Raw genomic sequence first — 26982 nt, 5'->3', positions numbered from 1 at the left:
TTGACCAAGCTTTTACACGATTAAGTTATTAAGGGCGCACGGTGGATGCCTTGGCACTAGAAGCCGAAGAAGGACGTTACTAACGACGATATGCTTTGGGGAGCTGTAAGTACGCTTTGATCCAGAGATTTCCGAATGGGGAAACCCAGCATGAGTTATGTCATGTTATCCGCATATGAATACATAGTATGTGAGAAGGCACACCCGGAGAACTGAAACATCTTAGTACCCGGAGGAAGAGAAAGAAAACTCGATTCCCTGAGTAGCGGCGAGCGAAACGGGAAGAGCCCAAACCAATAGGCTTGCCTATTGGGGTTGTAGGACACTCTATACGGAGTTACAAAGGAAATGATTAGACGAATGGTTTTGGAAAAGCTAACCATAGAAGGTAAAGGTCCTGTAGTCGAAAGTCATTTCTCTCCTGAGTGGATCCTGAGTACGGCGGAACACGTGAAATTCCGTCGGAATCTGGGAGGACCATCTCCCAAGGCTAAATACTCTCTAGTGACCGATAGTGAACCAGTACCGTGAGGGAAAGGTGAAAAGCACCCCGGAAGGGGAGTGAAATAGAACCTGAAACCGTGTGCTTACAAATAGTCAGAGCCCGTTAATGGGTGATGGCGTGCCTTTTGTAGAATGAACCGGCGAGTTACGATTTGATGCAAGGTTAAGCAGTAAATGTGGAGCCGTAGCGAAAGCGAGTCTGAATAGGGCGAATGAGTATCTGGTCGTAGACCCGAAACCAAGTGATCTACCCATGTCCAGGTTGAAGTTCAGGTAACACTGAATGGAGGACCGAACCGACTTACGTTGAAAAGTGAGCGGATGAGGTGTGGGTAGCGGAGAAATTCCAATCGAACTTGGAGATAGCTGGTTCTCTCCGAAATAGCTTTAGGGCTAGCCTCAAGTGATGATTATTGGAGGTAGAGCACTGTTTGGACGAGGGGCCCCTCTCGGGTTACCGAATTCAGACAAACTCCGAATGCCAAATAATTTAACTTGGGAGTCAGACTATGGGTGATAAGGTCCGTAGTCGAAAGGGAAACAGCCCAGACCACCAGCTAAGGTCCCAAAATATATGTTAAGTGGAAAAGGATGTGGCGTTGCCCAGACAACTAGGATGTTGGCTTAGAAGCAGCCATCATTTAAAGAGTGCGTAATAGCTCACTAGTCGAGTGACACTGCGCCGAAAATATACCGGGGCTAAACATATTACCGAAGCTGTGGATTATCCGTAAGGATAATGGTAGGAGAGCGTTCTAAACGTGTCGAAGCATGATTGTAAGGACATGTGGAATGTTTAGAAGTGAGAATGCCGGTGTGAGTAGCGAAAGATGGGTGAGAATCCCATCCACCGATTGACTAAGGTTTCCAGAGGAAGGCTCGTCCGCTCTGGGTTAGTCGGGACCTAAGCCGAGGCCGATAGGCGTAGGCGATGGATAACAGGTAGATATTCCTGTACCACCTATGATTGTTTGAACGATGGGGGGACGCAGTAGGATAGGCGAAGCGTGCTGTTGGAGTGCACGTCCAAGCAATAAGACTGAGTGTTAGGCAAATCCGGCACTCGTAAGGTTGAGTTGTGATGGGGAGTTGGATCATGTATCCGACGAGTCGTTGATTTCACACTGCCAAGAAAAGCCTCTAGTTAGAAAATAGGTGCCCGTACCGCAAACCGACACAGGTAGTCAAGATGAGAATTCTAAGGTGAGCGAGCGAACTCTCGTTAAGGAACTCGGCAAAATGACCCCGTAACTTCGGGAGAAGGGGTGCTTTTTAGGGTGCAAGCCTTGAAGAGCCGCAGTGAATAGGCCCAAGCGACTGTTTATCAAAAACACAGGTCTCTGCTAAACCGTAAGGTGATGTATAGGGGCTGACGCCTGCCCGGTGCTGGAAGGTTAAGAGGAGTGGTTAGCTTCTGCGAAGCTACGAATCGAAGCCCCAGTAAACGGCGGCCGTAACTATAACGGTCCTAAGGTAGCGAAATTCCTTGTCGGGTAAGTTCCGACCCGCACGAAAGGCGTAACGATTTGGGCACTGTCTCAACGAGAGACTCGGTGAAATCATAGTACCTGTGAAGATGCAGGTTACCCGCGACAGGACGGAAAGACCCCGTGGAGCTTTACTGTAGCCTGATATTGAAATTTGGCACAGCTTGTACAGGATAGGTAGGAGCCTTTGAAACGTGAGCGCTAGCTTACGTGGAGGCGCTGGTGGGATACTACCCTGGCTGTGTTGACTTTCTAACCCGCACCATTTGATCATGGTGGGAGACAGTGTCAGGCGGGCAGTTTGACTGGGGCGGTCGCCTCCTAAAGAGTAACGGAGGCGCTCAAAGGTTCCCTCAGAATGGTTGGAAATCATTCGCAGAGTGTAAAGGCACAAGGGAGCTTGACTGCGAGACCTACAAGTCGAGCAGGGTCGAAAGACGGACTTAGTGATCCGGTGGTTCCGCATGGAAGGGCCATCGCTCAACGGATAAAAGCTACCCCGGGGATAACAGGCTTATCTCCCCCAAGAGTTCACATCGACGGGGAGGTTTGGCACCTCGATGTCGGCTCATCGCATCCTGGGGCTGTAGTCGGTCCCAAGGGTTGGGCTGTTCGCCCATTAAAGCGGTACGCGAGCTGGGTTCAGAACGTCGTGAGACAGTTCGGTCCCTATCCGTCGTGGGCGTAGGAAATTTGAGAGGAGCTGTCCTTAGTACGAGAGGACCGGGATGGACATACCTCTGGTGTACCAGTTGTCGCGCCAGCGGCATAGCTGGGTAGCTATGTATGGACGGGATAAGTGCTGAAAGCATCTAAGCATGAAGCCCCCCTCAAGATGAGATTTCCCAACTTCGGTTATAAGATCCCTCAAAGATGATGAGGTTAATAGGTTCGGGGTGTAAGCGCAGTAATGTGTGTAGCTGACGAATACTAATCGATCGAAGACTTAATCAAATTTAAATCGGTTTTAGCCGTAAAATCTACTTACTATCTAGTTTTGAATGTGTAATACATTTCAATTTGTATTGCGTAGAGAAAACGCTTATAGACAACGAATCACAATGGCTGACAAATGAGTTTACTTTCGTAAATGAATGAGGAAGACAGCGGTGATGAGGAAGTATGTAAACGATTGACTCAAGCAATAATTTGTCTGGTGACGATAGCAAAGAGGTCACACCTGTTCCCATGCCGAACACAGAAGTTAAGCTCTTTAGCGCCGATGGTAGTTGGGCTTACGTTCCGCGAGAGTAGGACGTTGCCGGGCAAAATTCAATTTTGACCCTTGGGTCTTTTTTTCTTGAAATTTTCTTGAAAAATAAATTGAATTAAATGTTGACACAAGAATATAACAAGTGTATAATAGTTTCTTGTGAGACAAAATGAACATTGAAAACTGAATGACAATATGTCAACGTTAATTCCAATAATTGAGTACTAAAAGTACTTCAGAGTGATTGGCTTAACCAATCAAAATGAGCTTATCAAGCTTACTTCTTTTATGGAGAGTTTGATCCTGGCTCAGGATGAACGCTGGCGGCGTGCCTAATACATGCAAGTCGAGCGAACAGATGAGAAGCTTGCTTCTCTGATGTTAGCGGCGGACGGGTGAGTAACACGTGGGTAACCTACCTATAAGACTGGGATAACTCCGGGAAACCGGGGCTAATACCGGATAATATTTTGAACCGCATGGTTCAATAGTGAAAGACGGTTTCGGCTGTCACTTATAGATGGACCCGCGCCGTATTAGCTAGTTGGTAAGGTAACGGCTTACCAAGGCGACGATACGTAGCCGACCTGAGAGGGTGATCGGCCACACTGGAACTGAGACACGGTCCAGACTCCTACGGGAGGCAGCAGTAGGGAATCTTCCGCAATGGGCGAAAGCCTGACGGAGCAACGCCGCGTGAGTGACGAAGGTTTTCGGATCGTAAAACTCTGTTGTTAGGGAAGAACAAATTTGTTAGTAACTGAACAAGTCTTGACGGTACCTAACCAGAAAGCCACGGCTAACTACGTGCCAGCAGCCGCGGTAATACGTAGGTGGCAAGCGTTATCCGGAATTATTGGGCGTAAAGCGCGCGTAGGCGGTTTCTTAAGTCTGATGTGAAAGCCCACGGCTCAACCGTGGAGGGTCATTGGAAACTGGGAAACTTGAGTGCAGAAGAGGAGAGTGGAATTCCATGTGTAGCGGTGAAATGCGCAGAGATATGGAGGAACACCAGTGGCGAAGGCGGCTCTCTGGTCTGTAACTGACGCTGATGTGCGAAAGCGTGGGGATCAAACAGGATTAGATACCCTGGTAGTCCACGCCGTAAACGATGAGTGCTAAGTGTTAGGGGGTTTCCGCCCCTTAGTGCTGCAGCTAACGCATTAAGCACTCCGCCTGGGGAGTACGACCGCAAGGTTGAAACTCAAAGGAATTGACGGGGACCCGCACAAGCGGTGGAGCATGTGGTTTAATTCGAAGCAACGCGAAGAACCTTACCAAATCTTGACATCCTTTGACCGCTCTAGAGATAGAGTCTTCCCCTTCGGGGGACAAAGTGACAGGTGGTGCATGGTTGTCGTCAGCTCGTGTCGTGAGATGTTGGGTTAAGTCCCGCAACGAGCGCAACCCTTAAGCTTAGTTGCCATCATTAAGTTGGGCACTCTAGGTTGACTGCCGGTGACAAACCGGAGGAAGGTGGGGATGACGTCAAATCATCATGCCCCTTATGATTTGGGCTACACACGTGCTACAATGGATAATACAAAGGGCAGCGAATCCGCGAGGCCAAGCAAATCCCATAAAATTATTCTCAGTTCGGATTGTAGTCTGCAACTCGACTACATGAAGCTGGAATCGCTAGTAATCGTAGATCAGCATGCTACGGTGAATACGTTCCCGGGTCTTGTACACACCGCCCGTCACACCACGAGAGTTTGTAACACCCGAAGCCGGTGGAGTAACCTTTTAGGAGCTAGCCGTCGAAGGTGGGACAAATGATTGGGGTGAAGTCGTAACAAGGTAGCCGTATCGGAAGGTGCGGCTGGATCACCTCCTTTCTAAGGATATTACGGAATGACCATTAGGTCATGGAATAACGAAGACATATTGTATTCAGTTTTGAATGTTTATAACATTCAACATTGCACATTGAAAACTAGATAAGTAAGTAAAATAGATTTTACCAAGCAAAAAAACGAGTGAATTTTTAACGAAATTCAACAAGCTTAATAATCGCGCGTCGTCTTTATAGACGACATCACAGATTAATAACTCGTAAAACTGGTAAACAAGTATCATTATTGATACATTCGTTTGACCAAGCTTTTACACGATTAAGTTATTAAGGGCGCACGGTGAATGCCTTGGCACTAGAAGCCGAAGAAGGACGTTACTAACGACGATATGCTTTGGGGAGCTGTAAGTACGCTTTGATCCAGAGATTTCCGAATGGGGAAACCCAGCATGAGTTATGTCATGTTATCCGCATATGAATACATAGTATGTGAGAAGGTACACCCGGAGAACTGAAACATCTTAGTACCCGGAGGAAGAGAAAGAAAACTCGATTCCCTGAGTAGCGGCGAGCGAAACGGGAAGAGCCCAAACCAATAGGCTTGCCTATTGGGGTTGTAGGACACTCAATACGGAGTTACAAAGGAAATGATTAGACGAATGGTTTTGGAAAAGCCAACCATAGAAGGTAAAGGTCCTGTAGTCGAAAGTCATTTCTCTCCTGAGTGGATCCTGAGTACGGCGGAACACGTGAAATTCCGTCGGAATCTGGGAGGACCATCTCCCAAGGCTAAATACTCTCTAGTGACCGATAGTGAACCAGTACCGTGAGGGAAAGGTGAAAAGCACCCCGGAAGGGGAGTGAAATAGAACCTGAAACCGTGTGCTTACAAATAGTCAGAGCCCGTTAATGGGTGATGGCGTGCCTTTTGTAGAATGAACCGGCGAGTTACGATTTGATGCAAGGTTAAGCAGTAAATGTGAAGCCGTAGCGAAAGCGAGTCTGAATAGGGCGAATGAGTATCTGGTCGTAGACCCGAAACCAAGTGATCTACCCATGTCCAGGTTGAAGTTCAGGTAACACTGAATGGAGGACCGAACCGACTTACGTTGAAAAGTGAGCGGATGAGGTGTGGGTAGCGGAGAAATTCCAATCGAACTTGGAGATAGCTGGTTCTCTCCGAAATAGCTTTAGGGCTAGCCTCAAGTGATGATTATTGGAGGTAGAGCACTGTTTGGACGAGGGGCCCCTCTCGGGTTACCGAATTCAGACAAACTCCGAATGCCAAATAATTTAACTTGGGAGTCAGACTATGGGTGATAAGGTCCGTAGTCGAAAGGGAAACAGCCCAGACCACCAGCTAAGGTCCCAAAATATATGTTAAGTGGAAAAGGATGTGGCGTTGCCCAGACAACTAGGATGTTGGCTTAGAAGCAGCCATCATTTAAAGAGTGCGTAATAGCTCACTAGTCGAGTGACACTGCGCCGAAAATATACCGGGGCTAAACATATTACCGAAGCTGTGGATTATCCGTAAGGATAATGGTAGGAGAGCGTTCTAAACGTGTCGAAGCATGATCGTAAGGACATGTGGAATGTTTAGAAGTGAGAATGCCGGTGTGAGTAGCGAAAGATGGGTGAGAATCCCATCCACCGATTGACTAAGGTTTCCAGAGGAAGGCTCGTCCGCTCTGGGTTAGTCGGGACCTAAGCCGAGGCCGATAGGCGTAGGCGATGGACAACAGGTAGATATTCCTGTACCACCTATGATTGTTTGAACGATGGGGGGACGCAGTAGGATAGGCGAAGCGTGCTGTTGGAGTGCACGTCCAAGCAATAAGACTGAGTGTTAGGCAAATCCGGCACTCGTAAGGTTGAGTTGTGATGGGGAGTTGGATCATGTATCCGACGAGTCGTTGATTTCACACTGCCAAGAAAAGCCTCTAGTTAGAAAATAGGTGCCCGTACCGCAAACCGACACAGGTAGTCAAGATGAGAATTCTAAGGTGAGCGAGCGAACTCTCGTTAAGGAACTCGGCAAAATGACCCCGTAACTTCGGGAGAAGGGGTGCTTTTTAGGGTGCAAGCCTTGAAGAGCCGCAGTGAATAGGCCCAAGCGACTGTTTATCAAAAACACAGGTCTCTGCTAAACCGTAAGGTGATGTATAGGGGCTGACGCCTGCCCGGTGCTGGAAGGTTAAGAGGAGTGGTTAGCTTCTGCGAAGCTACAAATCGAAGCCCCAGTAAACGGCGGCCGTAACTATAACGGTCCTAAGGTAGCGAAATTCCTTGTCGGGTAAGTTCCGACCCGCACGAAAGGCGTAACGATTTGGGCACTGTCTCAACGAGAGACTCGGTGAAATCATAGTACCTGTGAAGATGCAGGTTACCCGCGACAGGACGGAAAGACCCCGTGGAGCTTTACTGTAGCCTGATATTGAAATTTGGCACAGCTTGTACAGGATAGGTAGGAGCCTTTGAAACGTGAGCGCTAGCTTACGTGGAGGCGCTGGTGGGATACTACCCTGGCTGTGTTGACTTTCTAACCCGCACCATTTGATCATGGTGGGAGACAGTGTCAGGCGGGCAGTTTGACTGGGGCGGTCGCCTCCTAAAGAGTAACGGAGGCGCTCAAAGGTTCCCTCAGAATGGTTGGAAATCATTCGCAGAGTGTAAAGGCACAAGGGAGCTTGACTGCGAGACCTACAAGTCGAGCAGGGTCGAAAGACGGACTTAGTGATCCGGTGGTTCCGCATGGAAGGGCCATCGCTCAACGGATAAAAGCTACCCCGGGGATAACAGGCTTATCTCCCCCAAGAGTTCACATCGACGGGGAGGTTTGGCACCTCGATGTCGGCTCATCGCATCCTGGGGCTGTAGTCGGTCCCAAGGGTTGGGCTGTTCGCCCATTAAAGCGGTACGCGAGCTGGGTTCAGAACGTCGTGAGACAGTTCGGTCCCTATCCGTCGTGGGCGTAGGAAATTTGAGAGGAGCTGTCCTTAGTACGAGAGGACCGGGATGGACATACCTCTGGTGTACCAGTTGTCGCGCCAGCGGCATAGCTGGGTAGCTATGTATGGACGGGATAAGTGCTGAAAGCATCTAAGCATGAAGCCCCCCTCAAGATGAGATTTCCCAACTTCGGTTATAAGATCCCTCAAAGATGATGAGGTTAATAGGTTCGGGGTGTAAGCGCAGTAATGTGTGTAGCTGACGAATACTAATCGATCGAAGACTTAATCAAATTTAAATCGGTTTTAGCCGTAAAATCTACTTACTATCTAGTTTTGAATGTGTAATACATTTCAATTTGTATTGCGTAGAGAAAACGCTTATAGACAACGAATCACAATGGCTGACAAATGAGTTTACTTTCGTAAATGAATGAGGAAGACAGCGGTGATGAGGAAGTATGTAAACGATTGACTCAAGCAATAATTTGTCTGGTGACGATAGCAAAGAGGTCACACCTGTTCCCATGCCGAACACAGAAGTTAAGCTCTTTAGCGCCGATGGTAGTTGGGCTTACGTTCCGCGAGAGTAGGACGTTGCCGGGCAAATGTTTATAAATGGATGCGATGAGCCGCACTCGAGACCTGTTAGGTCTCTTTTTTTGTTTGAAAATTGTGAGAGGAGATATGACATGAAAAAATATTTTGAAGTGATGTTTAAAGTGAATAAAAATAATTTAGCAACTAAAAAAGCATTTATGCAAGCTATTATTGTTTTTATCATTTTAGCTGGAAGTGTATTACTTGGAAGATTCGATCTAGGACTAACTGCGTTATTAGGATCTTTTAGTAATATATACATTATTAATGGATTATATCCTTCACGAATTAGAAAAGTTATAGCAGTTTCTATAGTATTAAGTGTTTGTATCATGTTAGGAACGATTACAATAACAATTCCATTTTTATATGCATTAGTATTAGGACTTATAGGAATGATAGGTCATTTCGTTTTAAAAGCTTTTCAAATACCTGGTCCTTCTTCTTTATTCTTTGTACTTACATATAGTGTAGCTTCTATTATGCCAATTATGCCTGAGGATTTCCTGAACAGAGGATTACTTGTTTTATGTGGGGGTATTGTTAGTACAATTGTTGTAATAATTGATGCAATGTTTAATCATAAAAAGCCGGAAGCTGAAAGTGTATCAAATATTTATAAGAATTTAGCATATTTAACTGAAAATTTTAGTGGGAAAAAATTTGATGATGCACGTAGAAATACTTTAAATGCGATACATCATGCAACAAATACTTTGACGACAGCTAATGCTTTTTGGAATAAAACGCATGGTTATAATAGAATGTTACAGTTAAAAGGACGTGCTGAAGCTATATGGTCTGCTTGTTTAGAATTATCTTCAAAAGGTTATGAAGAGTTACCAAAAGAAATAAGTGAAGCACTTACTTATATTCAGCTTAGAATTGCAGGTAATGAATCTGCCCAATATGTACCGATTGAATATGATGGAGAGAGCTCTTACATAAAGTCATTAGCTGAATTAATTAATGATACAGTCATGATTCTTAATGATAAGAATTTGCAATTTGATAAACAAATTATTTATAGAAAACCGATGTACTCAAGAATTATTAAAGAAAATTTATCAAGAGATTCTTTAGTTTTAATGTCTTCTATGCAATATGGGGTTATATTATTTACTTCAGTTATTATTGCATTTGGTATGGGGTTTGAAAGAGCTTATTGGATACCAATATCTTGTTGTTCTGTATTATTAGGTTCATCATCTCTTTCTACAATCCAAAGAGCATTACAAAGAACAGTAGGTACAATTACAGGTATGTTAGTCGCAATTTTAATTTTAGCATTTGAGCCTAATACATGGACGATTGTCATACTAATGGCTATCTTGATGGGAACAGCTGAGTTATTAGTCGCATTTAATTATACAATTGCAGTCACATTTATTACGCCGAATGTTCTTTTAATGTCAGCAGCAATCACACAACATTTCGATACATATTTAGTAATGCCAAGAATTGTTGATGTTGTAATTGGTTCAGTAATAGGTTTAATTGGTGTACTGATAGTGGGAAGAAATCAAGCATCTAAAAAATTGCCTAAGACGATTAATAATACGTTAAAACTACAAGCAAGTTTGTTACATGCAATATTTTCTTCTAATAAGTATCATCATAATATTGCAAAATCAAAAATCATCACAGATTTGCACACTGAAATCATGAATACGAAGGCAATGTATCAAGCTGCGTTGAATGAAATGGATAACAAAGTTAAAAAGATTGAATATGTTTATCCGATTATATTTACAGTAGAACAATTAGCATTTACGTTAGAAAGAGCTTATGCACAAGGTAACATTTCGACGCTATCAGATCATGACTTAGGACTTTATTTAACGACTTATGAGAATATTTGTAAAAAAGTGGTCTTTAATGCAGACTATAAAAAAATTGATTTACCAGAATTAAAAGAATATACAAGTATTAGAAATGAACTAATGAAATTACAAAGTTTAAGTCATACCAAATAAAAAAGACTTCATCGCGAAGTCTTTTTTATTTGGTTAAACATTCTATTAAACTATTGATATGTGTTTTGGCATCTTCAATATTAATACCACCGAACCCAAGAACAAAGTGAGGTTTCTCATCAGTTTGTTTAAAGCGATAATGAGAGAGGGGTTTTATATCGATATTGCATGCTTCAATTCTACTTATACATTCCTCTAAAGATAAACCATTATGAACATTTAATATAAAATGCATTCCCGTTAATTCCCCTGAAATCGAAAAGGTTTCAGGGTATTTTTTGAGTTGTTCGAGTATAATATCTCTTTTAGTTCGATATATTTTTCTCATGCGATTTAAATGTCTTTCGAAATGACCTTCATTCATAAACCTTGCTAACATATATTGGGTATGTCTTGGTACGGTGCCACCTTCTATGTTTGTCTTTTTGTGATATAAAGCAATTAAATTTTTCGGAAGTACAGCATAAGCCACACGCAACGAAGGAGAAATAGATTTAGAGAATGTACTAACATAGATGACGCTATCTGAATGATCTAAACTTTGTAGTGCTGGTATCGGCCTTCCACTATATCTAAACTCTGAATCATAGTCATCTTCAATAATAAATCGATTGTCTCGTTCTGAAGCCCATTTAATGAGTTGTGTTCGTCGTTTTAAGTCCATAATGACACCAGTTGGAAATTGATGACTAGGTGTTATATACACAACATCACTATCCGTCTTGATAATTTGTTCTATATCAATCCCATTTTGCGTAACCGGTATAAAATCAAATGGGATATGTTTTCTTTTTAATAAATCTCTTACTTGCTTGTATAGAGGATCTTCAATCATATATTTAGACTCTGAAATGATATCCGTAATAATGGATAATAACTGCTCTGTTGACGACCCAACGACAATTTGATCTGGAGAACAATTTACGCCACGGCTATGAAAGACATAATAGCTGATTTCTTTTCTTAAATTAAAATCCCCTTGTTTATGGCCACTATCTAATAAATCTATTTGTTGTTCATCAAATGCTTCTTTAGCGTATTTTCTAAAAAGGTCATTCGGGAAATGCGTTTTGTCTATTGCACCTAGTTTAAAGCTATATTGATACTTTTGTTCTTCTATGTAGTGAGCTTCAGGAATCTTAGATTTATAGGTTACCGGTAGATTAACGATGTCATTAATATAAAAGCCAGAACGATTTTTACTATAGATATAACCTTCATCGCAAAGTAGTTGATAAGCGTGTTCTATCGTTGTTTGACTTACCGATAAATAATGACTTAATTGTCTTTTGGAAGGTAATTTCTCGTTATACCTCATAACGTCGTTAATAATATTTTTTTTAATATTTTCATATAGTTGTATGTATATAGGCGTATTAATCTTCCTATTGATGTCGAACATGAGCATTTCCATTTTATTCACCTCGAAAACTGACCACTAATTATTTGGTAAATCTGACTCTTTTACCAGTTCAGAATTTAGTATAACCTACTAATAAGCGATTTAAAAGGAGGAAGTTTTTCGATGTCAAAAATTACTGGTTCAGATAAAGTTAAAAGAGGTATGGCAGAAATGCAAAAAGGTGGCGTAATCATGGATGTGGTTAATGCCGAACAAGCTAAATTAGCTGAAGAAGCAGGTGCTGTTGCTGTAATGGCATTAGAACGCGTACCATCTGATATTAGAGCAGCAGGAGGGGTAGCAAGAATGGCTGACCCACGTATTGTAGAAGAAGTTATGAATGGTGTATCTATTCCTGTTATGGCTAAAGGTAGAATTGGTCATATCACAGAAGCTCGCGTACTAGAATCAATGGGCGTAGATTATATTGATGAGTCAGAAGTGTTAACACCAGCTGATGAAGAATATCATTTGAAAAAAGATGAATTTACAGTGCCATTTGTTTGTGGTTGCCGTAATTTAGGTGAGGCTGCACGTAGAATTGGTGAAGGTGCTGCAATGTTACGTACGAAAGGTGAACCAGGAACTGGTAATATAGTTGAAGCAGTTCGTCATATGAGACAAGTGAATGCAGAAGTGCGTAAATTAGTTGTGATGAGTGACGACGAAATTATGACTGAAGCTAAAAATATTGGTGCGCCATATGAAGTATTAAAAGAAATTAAAGATTTAGGTCGTTTACCAGTTGTAAACTTTGCAGCAGGTGGGGTTGCAACGCCAGCTGATGCTGCATTAATGATGGAATTAGGCGCTGATGGTGTATTCGTTGGATCTGGTATCTTTAAATCTGAAGCACCAGAAAAATTTGCTAAAGCAATTGTTCAAGCAACTACACATTATCAAGATTATAAATTAATTGCCGAATTGTCTAAAGAATTAGGACCAGCTATGAAAGGTTTAGACATCAATCAATTATCATTAGAAGAACGTATGCAAGAGCGTGGATGGTAATATGAAGATAGGTGTCCTAGGTTTACAAGGTGCTGTAAGAGAACATATAAAGCATATTGAAAAAGCTGGCCATGAAGGTATTACAATTAAGCATGTAGAGCAATTAGATGAAATTGATGGTTTAGTCTTACCTGGTGGAGAATCAACGACTATGCGTCGTTTAATGGATTTATACGGCTTTACTGAAGCACTTAGAAATAGTTCCTTACCTATGTATGGAACTTGTGCTGGGTTGATACTTTTAGCAAAAGAAGTAGTCGGCCAAGAAAGTCATTTAAATAAATTGGACGTTGTTGTTGAGAGAAATTCATTTGGTAGACAAGTAGATAGCTTTGAACAAGATTTAGATGTTAAAGGTATTGAAGAAGCGGTTAATGCAGTATTTATACGTGCACCTCACATACAATCAGCTCATGAAGGTGTGGAGGTATTATCTAAGGTTGAAGATAGAATTGTAGCTGTAAGACAAAATCAATACTTAGGTATTTCATTCCATCCGGAACTTACTGAAGACTACAAAATTATGGCGTATTTCATTGAAGAAATCGTGAAACAATATCAAACAGAACAAGTATAACAAACAAAAAAGCAGTCTACAGAACGATTATTGTTCTGTAGACTGCTTCTATTTATTATAAGAAAAATCCTGCGATTGTAGCTGATAAGAATGATACTAATGTTGCACCGTATAATAATTTAATACCGAAGCGTGCGACATTATCCCCTTGTTTATCATTTAATGATTTAACAGCACCCGCGATGATACCAATAGAACCAAAGTTTGCGAATGAAACTAAGAATACTGAAATGATACCATTTGCTCTTTCTGAAATATCTGCATCAGGTAAAATACCCATCGCAACAAATTCATTTGAAAGAACTTTAGTAGCCATAATACTACCTGATTGTACTGCATCTGCCCAAGGAACCCCTGTTAAGAAGGCAAATGGTGCAAATACAAATCCGATTAATGTTTGGAAGTCCCATGATACTGAACCGCCAGAAACGAAACTTAAAATGTTAGACGTAACACCATTTAATAGTCCGATTAATGCAACATAACCGATTAACATTGCTGCTACGATAACGGCAACTTTGAAACCATCTAAAATATATTCACCTAACATTTCGAAGAATGATTGTTTTTCTTCTGATTCTTGAATCATGATGTCGTCTTCTTTTGAATCTACTGTATATGGATTAATAATGGATGCCATAATAAATCCACCGAATAAGTTTAATACGATAGCTGTTACAACGTATCTTGGCTCAACCATTGTAAAATATGCACCAACGATTGATGCAGATATTGTAGACATAGCTGAAGCTGTTAATGTATACATACGATGTTTGGGAATTAATGGAAGTTGTTTTTTGATAGAAATAAACACTTCTGATTGACCTAAAATTGCAGATGCGACCGCATTATATGATTCTAATTTACCCATACCATTAACTTTAGAAATGACTAAACCTAAATATTTAATGATAAAAGGTAAGATTTTAAGATATTGTAAAATACCGATAAGTGCTGATACAAACACAATTGGCATTAATACATTAAGGAAATAAACTGAAACAGGCTTATCTGTCTTAGGATCGATATTTGCAATACCCGCAAATACGAAGTTTATCCCTTCCATAGCTTTTGCTATGATGTAGCCAAAACCACTTGAAATACCACCTATGATAGTTAATCCACCTGTTGTTTTTAATAATAAGAAAGCAAATATAAACTGGATTACGATCATTAATCCTATATACTGCCATCTGACACGCATTTTATCAGAGCTTACTAACCATGCTAGAAATAGGAATAATAAGATACCGATAATCCCGATAATATAATGCATAATTGACACACCTTTCCCTTCGTTTATACTCAATCATAACCTACCTTATATGATAACTTATTTCTTTTGAAAGCGGTATAAATTTTTAAAAATTTTTAAAGAAACAAATTAATTGAAATAATAAACAACAGAACATATAATATAGTCAAAGAAGGTCAAAAGAGGTGATGAATTAATGCACAACATGTCGGATATCATTGAGCAATACTTAAAGCAATTGCTAGAGGAGGCTCAAGGAGATGTCGTTGAAATTAAACGTGCACATATTGCTGAAAAGTTTGATTGTGTACCTTCCCAATTAAACTATGTTATAAAAACAAGATTTACAAATGAGCACGGATACGCTATTGAAAGTAAAAGAGGCGGCGGTGGTTACATTCGTATTTCAAAAGTTGAAACGAATAGTCAATCAGCATTCATTAGACATCTAATTGAATTGACAGGTGATCAAATCTCACAAGCAAATGCATTTAGAATTGTGGATGGTTTGTACGAAAATGACTTAATTACAGATAGAGAGAAAAAAATGATTGTTCAAACACTTCATAGAGATACATTGCAAATAGAAATACCATATAGAGATATTATTCGAGCAAATATATTGAAACGTATACTTGCCGTCATACATTATAGTTAAAAAGGAGTGACAGTATGCTTTGTGAAATTTGTGGTAAAGAAGAAGCAACAATTCAATTAACATCAACAGGTAAGAAACATAAAACAGAACAATGGATATGTAAAAACTGTGCTTCAGAACATTTTTATTTCCAAGATGATCATATGAGTGATCAAAATTTGGACCAAGAATTTGTTGTGAACCAATTTCTACAATATTTAGTAGGTAAACATGGTATTAACTTTAAACAAGTTCAACCACAAGAAGAAAAGCACTGTCCTACTTGTGGCATGACTTTAACAGATATTGCTAAAGTTGGTAAGTTTGGTTGTCATGACTGCTATGAAACTTTTAAAGATGATGTACCGCAAATTATTAGAAGAGTTCAAGCAGGCAGTGGGGAGCATACAGGTAAAATACCTGTATCTTCAAGAAGTAAAATACAACTCAAACAACAAATTGCTGAGAAAGAAAAAATACTCAAAGGCTTAATTGAAGAGCAAGCCTTTGAAGATGCAGCAGTTGTAAGAGATGAAATAAAAGCATTGAAAGCAGAAGGTGAGGTCGAGTAAATGGAAGAGCATATGAATGAACACATTAGCGATTGGATGAAAGAAACAGAAGACACGCCAATTGTCATGAGTTCTAGAATAAGACTTGCACGTAACCTTCAAGACGAAGTTCATCCGCTCAAATATGAAGAAGATGACGAAACAGGCAATAAAGTAATAGAAAAAGTGAGTAAAGCATTATCAGAATTGAAATTGACGAAGTTATCAGATTTAAGTGAATTGGATCAGAATAAACTCGTGTTCAAACATCTCATTAGCCCGGCACTGACAAAACAAAAATTTGGTGCAGTATTATTAAATGAAGATGAATCAACAAGTGTTATGATCAACGAAGAAGATCACGTTAGAATACAAGTTATGGGTCACAATCTTGTGCTAAACGAGTTGTATGAAACAGCATCTAAATTAGATGATGAGCTTGATAAACATCTAACGATTTCATATGATGAACAACACGGATTTTTAACGACTTGTCCAACGAACATTGGAACAGGGTTAAGAGCGAGTGTTATGTTGCACTTACCTGGTTTAAGCATTATGAAACGTATGAAGAGAATTGTACAAGCTATCAATAGATTCGGATATACTATTCGAGGAATTTATGGTGAAGGTACAGGTGCACTTGGGCATGTGTATCAAATCTCCAATCAATTAACACTTGGTAAGACTGAAGAAGAAATCATTGAAGATTTAACACAAATTGTTGAACAAATCATTAGTGAAGAAGAACAAATTAGACAAAGACTTGATCGTTTTAATCACATGGAAACAAAAGACAGAGTTCATCGTGCGAAAGGAATATTGAAATCTGCACAATTAATGTCTGTTGAAGAAGCTTCATTGAGATTAAGTGAAATGAAACTGGGTATAGATTTAGGACATATCGAGAGTAATAACTTTAATTTTGATAATTTAATGGTTACAATACAAACACCATTCTTTGAAGGTAATGACGCGGAACAATCTGTAGATGAACAAAGAGCAACCTTTTTAAGAGAACATATATAAAATAGGAGGTTAGTTTATGCTATTTGGTAGATTAACAGAACGTGCGCAACGTGTATTAGCGCATGCACAAGAAGAAGCAATGAGATTGAATCATTCAAATATAGGTACGGAACATTTATTATTAGGTTTAATGAAAGAACCTGAAGGCATAGCAGCTAAAGTGTTAGATGCTTTCGGTATTACTGAAGAAAAAGTAACAAAAGAAGTTGAAAACTTAATTGGCCAAGGTCAAGAACAAGTTGGTGCGATTCATTACACACCAAGAGCTAAGAAAGTAATTGAACTTTCAATGGATGAAGCAAGAAAGTTAAACCATACATTTGTTGGAACAGAACATCTATTACTTGGATTAATTCGTGAGAACGAAGGTGTGGCAGCACGTGTATTTGCTAATTTAGATTTAAATATCACGAAAGCAAGAGCACAAGTTGTTAAATCATTAGGTAGTCCAGAGCAAGGTTCAAAAAATGCTCAAACGACTAAAAATCAAGCAACACCAACTTTAGATGGATTAGCAAGAGACTTAACAGTCATTGCGCAAGATGGTACGTTAGATCCAGTAGTTGGTCGTTCAGATGAAATTACACGTGTCATTGAAGTGTTAAGTAGAAGAACTAAAAACAATCCAGTATTAATCGGTGAACCAGGTGTCGGTAAAACGGCTATCGTTGAAGGTTTAGCACAAGCAATCGTACAAAACGAAGTACCAGAAACATTAAAAGGTAAACGCGTTATGTCATTAGACATGGGTACTGTTGTAGCAGGTACTAAATATCGTGGTGAATTTGAAGAAAGACTTAAAAAAGTAATGGAAGAAATTCATCAAGCAGGCAATATCGTGTTATTCATCGATGAGTTACACACACTGATTGGTGCAGGTGGAGCAGAAGGTGCTATCGACGCATCAAACATCTTGAAACCAGCATTAGCTCGTGGAGAACTACAATGTATCGGTGCAACTACATTAGATGAATACCGTAAATATATTGAAAAAGATGCTGCATTAGAACGTCGTTTCCAACCTGTAACAGTTGATGAACCAAATACTGAAGATTCAATTGCGATTTTAAAAGGTTTGAGAGATCGTTACGAAGCGCATCACCGTATTAATATTTCAGATGAAGCGATTGAAGCGGCCGTTAATATGAGTGACCGTTACATTTCAGATAGATTCCTACCTGATAAAGCAATCGATTTAATCGATGAAGCAAGTTCTAAAGTAAGACTTAGAAACTATACAACACCTCCAAGTCTTAAAGAACTTGAATCAGAATTAGAAACAGTTAAGAAAGAAAAAGATGCTGCCGTACATTCTCAAGAGTTTGAAAATGCAGCTAATTTAAGAGATAAACAAACAAAACTTGAAAAACAATTAGAAGATACTAAAAACGAATGGAAAAAAGCACAAGGTGAGAAAAACACTTGTGTAACTGCTGAAGATATCGCAGTCGTTGTTGCAAATTGGACAGGTATTCCAATTACGAAATTAAACGAAACTGAGTCAGAACGATTACTAAACTTAGAAACTATCTTACATGAACGTGTAATCGGTCAAAACGATGCAGTTAAATCAATTTCTAAAGCAGTAAGACGTGCCCGTGCTGGTCTTAAAGATCCTAAGAGACCAATTGGTAGCTTCATATTCTTAGGACCAACAGGTGTTGGTAAAACTGAACTTGCACGTACATTAGCTGATGCAATGTTCGGTGAAGAAGATGCTATGATCAGAGTGGACATGAGTGAGTTTATGGAGAAACACTCTGTCAGCCGTTTAGTAGGTTCTCCTCCAGGTTATGTAGGTCATGATGATGGTGGACAATTAACTGAAAATGTAAGACGTAAACCATATTCAGTTATCCTATTTGACGAAATTGAAAAAGCACATCCAGATGTATTTAATATCTTGTTACAAGTGTTAGATGATGGTCATTTAACAGATTCTAAAGGTCGTAAAGTAGACTTTAGAAATACTGTCATTATCATGACATCAAACGTTGGTGCACAAGAATTACAAAATGCTAAATTTGTTGGATTCGGCGCTAAAGAAAGTGGACCGGATTACGAAACTATCAGAAAAACAATGATGGATGAATTAAAACAACAATTTAGACCAGAATTCTTAAATCGTGTAGATGATATTATCGTCTTCCACAAACTTGAAAAAACACATCTTAAAGAAATTGTGAATAAAATGGCTGGTAACTTAACGAACCGATTATCAGAACAAGGCATTCACATTACGCTTTCAGATTCAGCACAAGAAAAAATTGCTGATGAAGGATTCGATCTAGAATATGGTGCAAGACCATTAACACGTGCTATTCAAAAACACGTCGAAGATAATTTAAGTGAATTAATCTTATCTGGACAAGATTTAGTAGGTAAAGATGTCATTGTAGATTATAGAGATGATGAATTTAAATTCGATTTATCAGATCACAAAGAAGCAGAAGAAACTTCAAAAGCTTAAAAATTAACAATGTTAATTTAATATTATTAAGAGTCCGCAAGCTATTTATCATAATAGTTTGCGGGCTTTTATATTGATTTTAAAGTATATTAATTTGTTTTTAATGTCAGTCAAGTTTAAAATATAACTATTCAATTAATACGGAGGTAACATGAATGGCCAAAAAGAAAGTAATATTTGAGTGTTTAGCCTGCGGATATCAATCTCCAAAATGGATGGGGAAATGCCCTAATTGTGGTGCATGGAACCAAATGGAAGAATCAATAGAACATAAAGAAACTAAAGGTCCTAAAAATACATTCAAGTCAGATGTACCCGCACAAAAAATAGAAAAATTAAAAGACGTTAAAGAAGAAGATACACCTAGAATTAAGACTAAAATCAATGAATTTAATCGCGTATTAGGTGGCGGTGTTGTAGAAGGTTCGCTTGTACTCATTGGTGGGGACCCTGGTATTGGTAAATCCACATTATTATTACAAATTTGTGCGGCTTTATCTCAACAAAAAAATATCTTATATGTTTCAGGTGAAGAATCTGTAAGACAAACAAAATTAAGAGCTGAAAGATTAGTTGAAGATTCAGGAGAATTAAATGTTTATGCTGAAACGAATTTAGAGATTATACATAGTATGGTTCAAAAAGAAAAACCAGATGTATTAGTAATAGATTCCATTCAAACTGTCTTCCACCCTGAAGTCACTTCTGCGCCAGGTTCTGTTTCTCAAGTTAGAGAATGTACACAAAATTTAATGCATATCGCAAAACAAATGAATATTGCTACATTTATTGTTGGACACGTAACGAAAGATGGACAAATTGCTGGTCCACGTTTGTTAGAACATATGGTAGATACAGTATTATATTTTGAAGGCGATACACATCATGCATACAGAATATTAAGAGCAGTCAAAAACCGTTTTGGTTCGACAAATGAAATGGGTATTTTTGAAATGAAGCAAACGGGTCTTAACGAAGTTAAAAATCCGTCTGAAATGTTCTTAGAAGAAAGAACGAAACATGTATCGGGTTCGACTATTGTGGCAACTATGGAAGGTACGAGACCTATTTTAGTTGAAGTACAAGCTTTAGTAACGCCAACGACTTTTCATAATCCACGAAGAATGGCAACAGGTATCGATCACAATAGATTAAGCTTATTGATGGCTGTATTAGAGAAGAAAGAGAATTTCTTATTACAACAACAAGACGCATATATCAAAATTGCCGGTGGTGTAAAATTAAGTGAACCCGCAGTAGATTTAAGTATTGTTATCGCGATAGCTTCAAGTTTCCAAGATAAACCTACTAAAGGTGATGATTGTTTCGTAGGAGAGGTTGGCTTAACAGGTGAAGTAAGAAGGGTTGCTAGAATTGATCAACGTGTACAAGAAGCGGCTAAATTAGGATTTAAACGTATTATCATACCTAAAAATAATATTAAAGGTTTAGAATTCCCTGAAGGTACAGAAGTTATTGGCGTATCAACAACAAGAGAAGCATTGAAAATTGCTTTTAATGCATAATTAACCATTAGGAGGTTAACGTATGAAAATTTTAAAAGGACTAATCATACTGTGTTATTTAGTCATAGGTTCCTCACTAGGCATTATGGTGATTCCAGAACTGATTAATGCGTTTAGTATCCAACCCGAACAAGTACTGACAAATCCATATATTGATGGTCTTATAGGTGCGGTTGTTATTTTCCTATTGTTTGGGTTTTTGATTGATAAAATTGTAGACATGGCTGATCAAGGAGAAAAATATTTATTAAAAAGGAGTATTCTTGAAATATTCTTCGCCACAGTTGGTGTCATGATAGGCTTAATGATCGCGGTTATGGTTTCGTTTATATTAGAAATGATCGGTGCACCAGTTCTGAAACATATTTTACCTATTATTATTGCTGCTTTTTTATGTTATTTAGGCTTTCAGATTGGTTTGCAAAAGCGAGAAGAAATATTACGATTATTTCCAGAAAGTATATCAAATTCTTTAACAAGGCAAACCACTTCGAAATACGCCAAAATTTTAGATACAAGTGCCATTATTGACGGGAGAATATTAGACGTCGTGAAGTGTCATTTTATAGATGGAGAAATCCTCGTACCTCAAGGTGTTATTGAAGAGTTACAAGTCATTGCGGATGCTAAGGACAGTGTTAAACGCGATAAAGGACAACGTGGGTTAGATATATTAAATGAATTGAAAAAAACGGATTTCTCGATTTCAATTATTGAACCAACGTCTACACATAAAGATGTAGATGCCCTCTTAATCAATTTAGCTAAGCGATATCAAGCAAGTATTATTACAACAGATTATAATTTGAATAAAGTATGTGCAGTTCAAGGTATAAAAGTTCTAAATGTAAATGATTTATCAGAAGCGATTAAACCAGTACTACACCAAGGGGATATTTTCGATTTATTAATTACGAAAATAGGTAAAGAAGATGATCAAGGTGTCGGTTATCTTGATGATGGTACAATGGTCGTCATTGAAAAAGGAAGAGAATATATAGGAAAGACAATTCCTGTTGAAGTGATGAGCTTACTACAAACTTCCTCTGGTAGAATTATATTTGCGAAGAAGGTGTCATAAATTGGGGTTTACGACAATTATTCCTGCAGCTGGACAAGGTAAAAGAATGGGAACTGAAATCAACAAATTATTTCTAGAAATTAACGGTGAAACAATTATTCGTCAAACTGTTGCCGTGTTTCAAGAAATAGATTCATGTGAACAGATTTTTATTGCTGCGCATCCAGACGAAGTTGAATTAATGGAAGAACATTTAAAGGACTATAGTAAAGTTGCTGGTGTTATTCCAGGTGGTCAAGAAAGACAACATAGCATTAATGAAGTCTTGAAAGTATTGATTGATACCGAAATTGTGATGGTTCATGATGGTGCAAGACCATTTATTACACAAGAAAAAATCAATCAATTATATCAAGATGTCTTAACAAAAGATGCAGTAATCTTAGCAGTTCAAGCTAAGGACACAATCAAGCAAGTTATCGATGGTGTTGTTGAACAAACTTACGATCGCTCAACAATGTGGCAAGTTCAAACACCTCAAGCGTTCAAAAGAGACATAATTTTAAAAGCTTATGAACAAGCAGAAGCACAAAATTATTTAGGTACGGATGATGCTTCGTTAGTAGAGAGAGCAGGGTATCAAGTTCACATATCAAATGGTGATTACGACAACATCAAAATTACAACACACGAAGATTTAATCATTGCACATTCTATACTAGAGAAGCGAGGTATTTGCGATGTTTAGAATAGGTTACGGTTATGATGTGCATGAATTTGATCCGACTAGACCATTGATCATTGGTAGTCTTGAGATTGAACATACACATGGTTTGAAAGGTCACAGTGATGCAGATGTGTTGCTCCATGCAATTACGGATGCTATTCTTGGTGCTGCAAGTCTAGGAGATATAGGAAAGCTATTCCCAGATACAGATCCAGCTTTTAAAGATGCAGATTCAAAGTTATTGCTTAAAGAATCTTATGAACAAGTTTTGAAAAAAGGATATAAACTTGGGAATGTAGATGCTACAATTGTAGCGGAACAACCTAAATTCAGGCCTTATATAGATCAAATGCGAAGTGCAATTGCTTCAGTATTAGACGTGTCTATTGAAGATATAAATGTAAAAGCAACAACGAATGAAAAATTAGGATTTCTAGGAAGAGAAGAAGGCATACAAGCACAAGCTGTGGTATTATTAACAAGTAAAGAATAAAACAGGAGTGAGACGATGAGTAACAAAGTAAGAGTAAGATACGCGCCAAGTCCGACTGGTTACTTACACATCGGTAACGCAAGAACCGCATTATTTAACTATTTATTTGCGAAACATTATAATGGGGACTTTGTTATACGTATTGAAGATACAGATATAGCCAGAAATTTAGAAGACGGAGAAGCATCACAATTTTCTAACCTTGAATGGTTAGGTTTAGATTGGGATGAGTCTGTTAATAAAGACGGAGGATACGGTCCATATCGTCAATCTGAACGTGGCGACATTTATAAGCCATTAATTGAAAAATTATTAGCTGAAGACAAAGCATATAAATGTTATATGACTTCAGAAGAATTAGAAGCGGAACGCGAAGAGCAAATTGCAAGAGGTGAAATGCCTCGTTATGGTGGAAAACACGCACACTTAACAAAAGAAGAACAAGAAGCATTTGAAGCAGAAGGTAGACAACCAAGTATTCGCTTTAGAGTGCCACAAGATAAAGAATATAAATTCGATGACATCGTTAAAGGTGAAGTATCATTTGATTCAAATGGTATCGGTGACTGGGTAATCGTTAAAAAAGATGGTATCCCAACTTATAATTTTGCGGTTGCGATTGATGATTACTACATGGAAATTTCACACGTTATTCGTGGTGATGATCATATTTCAAACACACCTAAACAACTTATGATTTATGAAGCGTTTGGATTCGAGCCTCCACAATTTGCGCATATGACATTAATCGTTAATGAAGAGCGTAAAAAATTAAGTAAACGTGATGGTCAAATTCTACAGTTCATCGAACAATATAAAGATTTAGGTTATTTACCTGAAGCAATCTTTAACTTTATTGGTTTACTAGGATGGTCTCCTGAAGGCGAAGAAGAAATCTTCTCTAAAGAAGAATTTATTAAAATCTTCGATGAAAAACGTCTTTCTAAATCACCAGCATTCTTTGATAAGAAAAAATTAGAATGGATTAATAACCAATACATGAAAGAAAAAGATTCTGAAACAGTCTTTGAAATGACAATTCCTCATATGGTTAAAGCAGGTTTATTACCTGAAAGTCCATCTGAAGCTGAATTAACTTGGGCAAGGGACTTAGTAGGTTTATATCAACAACAAATGAGTTACGCAGGAGAAATTGTTCCTTTATCTGAGTTATTCTTCAGAGAACATCTTGATTTCAGTGACGAAGCACAAGAAGTCTTAGATGGTGAACAAGTTCCAACTGTTATGGCTGAACTTGTGAAACAACTTGAAACTTTAGAGCCGTTTGAACCAGCAGAAATTAAAAAATCAATTAAAGCTGTTCAAAAAGAAACAGGCATCAAAGGTAAACAATTATTTATGCCTATACGTGTTGCTGTTTCAGGTCAAACTCATGGCCCTGAATTACCAAATACAATTGCGTTGTTAGGTCGAGATAAAGTACTTAACAGATTAAAACGCTTTGTTTGATTTTTTTAGAACGAGAAATTATTATATAAATGACTTAAAGGACAAGTAGATTAGATAATGTGAAATTAGAGAGTACATGGTTGCTGAAAATGTGCCACATTACTTAAGCGAATGCACCTTTATTACAAATATGATGATGTTAATATTTAAAAGAGTGAGCATTTTTTAATGCTAAAAAGAGTGGAACCGTGCAAAAAGGCACCTCTAGCAATTATTGTTAGGGGCGCCTTTTTGTTATCTGAGGGGGGGATTTAAATGTTTAAACGAGTCAAAGATGATATTCAAATGGTATTCGATCAAGACCCTGCAGCAAGATCTTCATTTGAAGTCGTTATGACTTACTCAGGACTACATGCTATATGGAGTTATTTGATCGCTAATTGGTTCTTTAAGAAAAAAATGTACTTTATAGCAAGATCTATATCTCAAATTGCTCGATTTTTCACAGGAGTTGAAATTCATCCAGGTGCTACAATCGGCAAGAGGCTATTCATCGACCATGGCATGGGTATCGTAATAGGTGAAACATGTCGTATCGGCAATAATGTAACAATCTATCAAGGTGTAACACTTGGTGGGACAGGTAAAGAACGCGGAAAAAGACATCCAGATATAGGTGATAATGTACTGATAGCTGCTGGTGCAAAAGTATTAGGTAATATTGAAGTCGGCAACAATGTGAATATTGGCGCGAATTCAGTCGTTCTCAAAGATGTAACAGATTATTCTACAGTAGTTGGTATTCCAGGTAGAATTGTTAAACAAGATGGATTGAAAATTGGTAAGAACTTTAATCATACAAATTTACCAGACCCAATATATGAACAATTAAAAGAATTAGAACGTCAACTTGAAAAGACGAAGAATGGAGAGATTGTTGATGATTACGTTATATAATACGTTAACAAGGCAAAAAGAAGAATTTATTCCTATCGAGGAAGGAAAAGTAAAAATGTATGTATGTGGACCGACAGTTTACAACTACATTCATATTGGTAATGCAAGAGCAACAGTAGCATTTGATGTCGTAAGAAGATATTTAGAATACCGTGGTTACGATGTACAATATGTATCTAATTTTACAGATGTTGATGACAAATTAATCAAAGCTGCAAATGAATTAGGTGAAACAGTTCCGGAAATTGCGGATCGTTTTATTGAAGCATTCTACGAAGATACAGGTGCTTTAAATTGTAAACGTGGAACAGCGAATCCAAGAGTAATGGATCACATGGACGATATTATTGCGTTCATAGCTGTATTAGTCGAAAAAGGCTATGCATATGAAAGCGGTGGTGACGTTTATTATCGTACAAGACGTTTTGATGATTACGGTAAGTTGAGCCATCAATCATTAGATGATTTAAAAGTTGGCGCTAGAATAGAATCAGGTGAACAAAAAGAAGATGCGCTAGACTTCACTTTATGGAAAAAAGCTAAACCAGGCGAAATTAAATGGGATAGCCCATGGGGAGAAGGTAGACCAGGTTGGCACATCGAATGTTCTGTAATGGCACAAGTTCATTTAGGCGATACGATTGATATCCATGCTGGTGGAACAGATTTACAATTCCCTCACCACGAAAATGAAATTGCCCAATCAGAAGCACACAATGATAAGACATTTGCGAATTATTGGATGCACAACGGCTTTGTAAATATTAACAACGAAAAAATGAGTAAATCATTAGGTAACTTTATTTTAGTTCATGACATTATAAAAGAAATTGACCCTGATGTATTAAGATTCTTTATGGTAGGTGCGCACTATAGAAATCCAATAAACTATGATTTAGAACTTGTACAAGCAGCTAATAGAGGTTTAGAAAGAATTAGAAATAGTTATCAATCATTAGTTGATAGAGCACAACATGCTGTATTAGAAGAAGATGAAACAGAACAACATATCGAACGTATTAATGAAATATTAAATGACTTTGAAACATCTATGGATGATGATTTCAATACAGCTAATGCAATTACTGCATGGTATGATTTGAATAAATTAGCTAATAAATATTTACTTGAAAATACAACTTCTACAAAAACAATTAATCGTTTCAAAGAAGTGTATGAAATATTTAGTGAAGTTCTCGGTGTACCGTTAGTAGGTAAACAACAAAATGAATTGCTTGATGAAGAAATTGAAGCATTAATTGAAGAACGTAATGAAGCAAGAAAAGCTAAGAACTTCCAAAGAGCGGACGAAATTAGAGATGCACTAAAAGAACAAAATATTATTCTTGAAGACACGGCTCAAGGTGTGAGGTTTAGACGTGGATAAATT

General features: G+C 38.5%; 16 protein-coding genes and 5 rRNA genes. 19 read left to right on the top strand and 2 right to left on the bottom strand.

Translation table 11 applies throughout. The features are described from left to right. Window positions 1-18: 18 nt before the first annotated feature. From MUA60_RS14495 to MUA60_RS14470, 6 genes are all read left to right on the top strand, one after another. Window positions 19-2945: ribosomal RNA gene (locus MUA60_RS14495) — 23S ribosomal RNA — on the top strand. 198 nt (window positions 2946-3143) lie between these two features. Continuing rightward, window positions 3144-3258: ribosomal RNA gene (rrf, locus tag MUA60_RS14490) — 5S ribosomal RNA — on the top strand. A gap of 231 nt (window positions 3259-3489) precedes the next feature. After that, window positions 3490-5042, top strand: a 16S ribosomal RNA gene (locus MUA60_RS14485). Between the two features lie 274 nt (window positions 5043-5316). Continuing rightward, a 23S ribosomal RNA gene (locus MUA60_RS14480) occupies window positions 5317-8243 on the top strand. A 198-nt stretch (window positions 8244-8441) separates the two neighbouring features. Then, window positions 8442-8556, top strand: a 5S ribosomal RNA gene (gene rrf, locus MUA60_RS14475). The 16S, 23S and 5S rRNA genes sit together here, the layout of an rRNA operon. 86 nt (window positions 8557-8642) lie before the next feature. Next, on the top strand, window positions 8643-10526 hold the full coding sequence (locus MUA60_RS14470; protein WP_262648876.1) for an FUSC family protein: 1884 nt from the start codon (window positions 8643-8645) through the stop codon (window positions 10524-10526). Window positions 10527-10551: 25 nt separating this feature from the next. On the opposite strand, the gene pdxR is transcribed toward MUA60_RS14470, so the two are convergent. After that, a complete protein-coding gene (gene pdxR, locus MUA60_RS14465; RefSeq protein WP_262648875.1) occupies window positions 10552-11940 on the bottom strand; it encodes a MocR-like pyridoxine biosynthesis transcription factor PdxR in 1389 nt (462 codons plus the stop codon). Between the two features lie 111 nt (window positions 11941-12051). On the opposite strand from pdxR, the gene pdxS reads away from it, so the two are divergent. Both pdxS and pdxT read left to right on the top strand, forming a co-directional pair. Continuing rightward, window positions 12052-12939 (top strand): pyridoxal 5'-phosphate synthase lyase subunit PdxS, encoded by an 888-nt coding sequence (pdxS, locus tag MUA60_RS14460; protein ID WP_262648873.1) that lies wholly within the window; start codon window positions 12052-12054, stop codon window positions 12937-12939. Between the two features lies 1 nt (window position 12940). Beyond that, window positions 12941-13516, top strand: coding sequence for a pyridoxal 5'-phosphate synthase glutaminase subunit PdxT (gene pdxT, locus MUA60_RS14455; protein WP_037589905.1), 576 nt, complete (start codon window positions 12941-12943; stop codon window positions 13514-13516). Between the two features lie 55 nt (window positions 13517-13571). On the opposite strand, the gene MUA60_RS14450 is transcribed toward pdxT, so the two are convergent. Beyond that, window positions 13572-14792 (bottom strand): NupC/NupG family nucleoside CNT transporter, encoded by a 1221-nt coding sequence (locus tag MUA60_RS14450; RefSeq protein WP_262642126.1) that lies wholly within the window; start codon window positions 14790-14792, stop codon window positions 13572-13574. A gap of 175 nt (window positions 14793-14967) precedes the next feature. On the opposite strand from MUA60_RS14450, the gene MUA60_RS14445 reads away from it, so the two are divergent. From MUA60_RS14445 to cysS, 11 genes are all read left to right on the top strand, one after another. Next, window positions 14968-15429 carry a CtsR family transcriptional regulator gene (locus tag MUA60_RS14445; RefSeq protein WP_025904841.1) on the top strand — a complete coding sequence of 154 codons (462 nt, stop codon included), beginning with the start codon at window positions 14968-14970 and terminating at the stop codon, window positions 15427-15429. A gap of 14 nt (window positions 15430-15443) precedes the next feature. Beyond that, window positions 15444-15980 (top strand): excinuclease ABC subunit B, encoded by a 537-nt coding sequence (locus MUA60_RS14440; RefSeq protein ID WP_262648872.1) that lies wholly within the window; start codon window positions 15444-15446, stop codon window positions 15978-15980. Then, the gene (locus MUA60_RS14435; RefSeq protein WP_262648871.1) at window positions 15981-16988 is read left to right on the top strand and encodes a protein arginine kinase; all 1008 of its coding nucleotides are present in this window, start codon (window positions 15981-15983) and stop codon (window positions 16986-16988) included. It abuts the gene before it with no gap. A gap of 16 nt (window positions 16989-17004) precedes the next feature. Next, window positions 17005-19458 carry an ATP-dependent Clp protease ATP-binding subunit gene (locus MUA60_RS14430; RefSeq protein ID WP_262648869.1) on the top strand — a complete coding sequence of 818 codons (2454 nt, stop codon included), beginning with the start codon at window positions 17005-17007 and terminating at the stop codon, window positions 19456-19458. A gap of 155 nt (window positions 19459-19613) precedes the next feature. Next, window positions 19614-20984, top strand: a complete 1371-nt coding sequence (gene radA, locus MUA60_RS14425) for a DNA repair protein RadA (protein ID WP_262648868.1) — start codon at window positions 19614-19616, stop codon at window positions 20982-20984. A gap of 22 nt (window positions 20985-21006) precedes the next feature. Next, on the top strand, window positions 21007-22065 hold the full coding sequence (locus MUA60_RS14420; protein WP_037589912.1) for a PIN/TRAM domain-containing protein: 1059 nt from the start codon (window positions 21007-21009) through the stop codon (window positions 22063-22065). 1 nt (window position 22066) lies between these two features. Next, window positions 22067-22753 carry a 2-C-methyl-D-erythritol 4-phosphate cytidylyltransferase gene (gene ispD / locus MUA60_RS14415; RefSeq protein ID WP_262648867.1) on the top strand — a complete coding sequence of 229 codons (687 nt, stop codon included), beginning with the start codon at window positions 22067-22069 and terminating at the stop codon, window positions 22751-22753. Then, the gene (gene ispF, locus MUA60_RS14410; RefSeq protein ID WP_262648866.1) at window positions 22746-23225 is read left to right on the top strand and encodes a 2-C-methyl-D-erythritol 2,4-cyclodiphosphate synthase; all 480 of its coding nucleotides are present in this window, start codon (window positions 22746-22748) and stop codon (window positions 23223-23225) included. The genes ispD and ispF overlap by 8 nt, the downstream gene beginning before the upstream one ends. A gap of 15 nt (window positions 23226-23240) precedes the next feature. Beyond that, on the top strand, window positions 23241-24695 hold the full coding sequence (gltX, locus tag MUA60_RS14405; RefSeq protein WP_262648864.1) for a glutamate--tRNA ligase: 1455 nt from the start codon (window positions 23241-23243) through the stop codon (window positions 24693-24695). Between the two features lie 255 nt (window positions 24696-24950). After that, a complete protein-coding gene (cysE, locus tag MUA60_RS14400) occupies window positions 24951-25592 on the top strand; it encodes a serine O-acetyltransferase (RefSeq protein WP_262648862.1) in 642 nt (213 codons plus the stop codon). Then, window positions 25576-26979: a cysteine--tRNA ligase gene (cysS, locus tag MUA60_RS14395; protein WP_262648861.1), complete on the top strand. Its 1404-nt coding sequence runs from the start codon at window positions 25576-25578 to the stop codon at window positions 26977-26979. Before cysE ends, cysS begins: the two co-directional genes overlap by 17 nt. Window positions 26980-26982 lie beyond the last annotated feature (3 nt).

It is taken from the genome of Mammaliicoccus sciuri (assembly GCF_025561425.1).
Taxonomy (GTDB): Bacteria; Bacillota; Bacilli; order Staphylococcales; family Staphylococcaceae; genus Mammaliicoccus; species Mammaliicoccus sciuri_A.
This window is presented reverse-complemented; position numbering and strand designations above follow the sequence as displayed.

Bases quoted from the DNA above. Each gene is read 5' to 3' on its own strand.
- MUA60_RS14420 (WP_037589912.1), top strand. From the start codon at position 21,007: ATGAAAATTTTAAAAGGACTAATCATACTGTGTTATTTAGTCATAGGT.
- pdxR (WP_262648875.1), bottom strand. From the start codon at position 11,940: ATGGAAATGCTCATGTTCGACATCAATAGGAAGATTAATACGCCTATA.
- pdxT (WP_037589905.1), top strand. From the start codon at position 12,941: ATGAAGATAGGTGTCCTAGGTTTACAAGGTGCTGTAAGAGAACATATA.
- MUA60_RS14445 (WP_025904841.1), top strand. From the start codon at position 14,968: ATGCACAACATGTCGGATATCATTGAGCAATACTTAAAGCAATTGCTA.
- MUA60_RS14450 (WP_262642126.1), bottom strand. From the start codon at position 14,792: ATGCATTATATTATCGGGATTATCGGTATCTTATTATTCCTATTTCTA.
- radA (WP_262648868.1), top strand. From the start codon at position 19,614: ATGGCCAAAAAGAAAGTAATATTTGAGTGTTTAGCCTGCGGATATCAA.
- pdxS (WP_262648873.1), top strand. From the start codon at position 12,052: ATGTCAAAAATTACTGGTTCAGATAAAGTTAAAAGAGGTATGGCAGAA.
- MUA60_RS14470 (WP_262648876.1), top strand. From the start codon at position 8,643: ATGAAAAAATATTTTGAAGTGATGTTTAAAGTGAATAAAAATAATTTA.
- MUA60_RS14430 (WP_262648869.1), top strand. From the start codon at position 17,005: ATGCTATTTGGTAGATTAACAGAACGTGCGCAACGTGTATTAGCGCAT.
- gltX (WP_262648864.1), top strand. From the start codon at position 23,241: ATGAGTAACAAAGTAAGAGTAAGATACGCGCCAAGTCCGACTGGTTAC.
- cysS (WP_262648861.1), top strand. From the start codon at position 25,576: ATGATTACGTTATATAATACGTTAACAAGGCAAAAAGAAGAATTTATT.
- MUA60_RS14440 (WP_262648872.1), top strand. From the start codon at position 15,444: ATGCTTTGTGAAATTTGTGGTAAAGAAGAAGCAACAATTCAATTAACA.
- cysE (WP_262648862.1), top strand. From the start codon at position 24,951: ATGTTTAAACGAGTCAAAGATGATATTCAAATGGTATTCGATCAAGAC.
- MUA60_RS14435 (WP_262648871.1), top strand. From the start codon at position 15,981: ATGGAAGAGCATATGAATGAACACATTAGCGATTGGATGAAAGAAACA.
- ispF (WP_262648866.1), top strand. From the start codon at position 22,746: ATGTTTAGAATAGGTTACGGTTATGATGTGCATGAATTTGATCCGACT.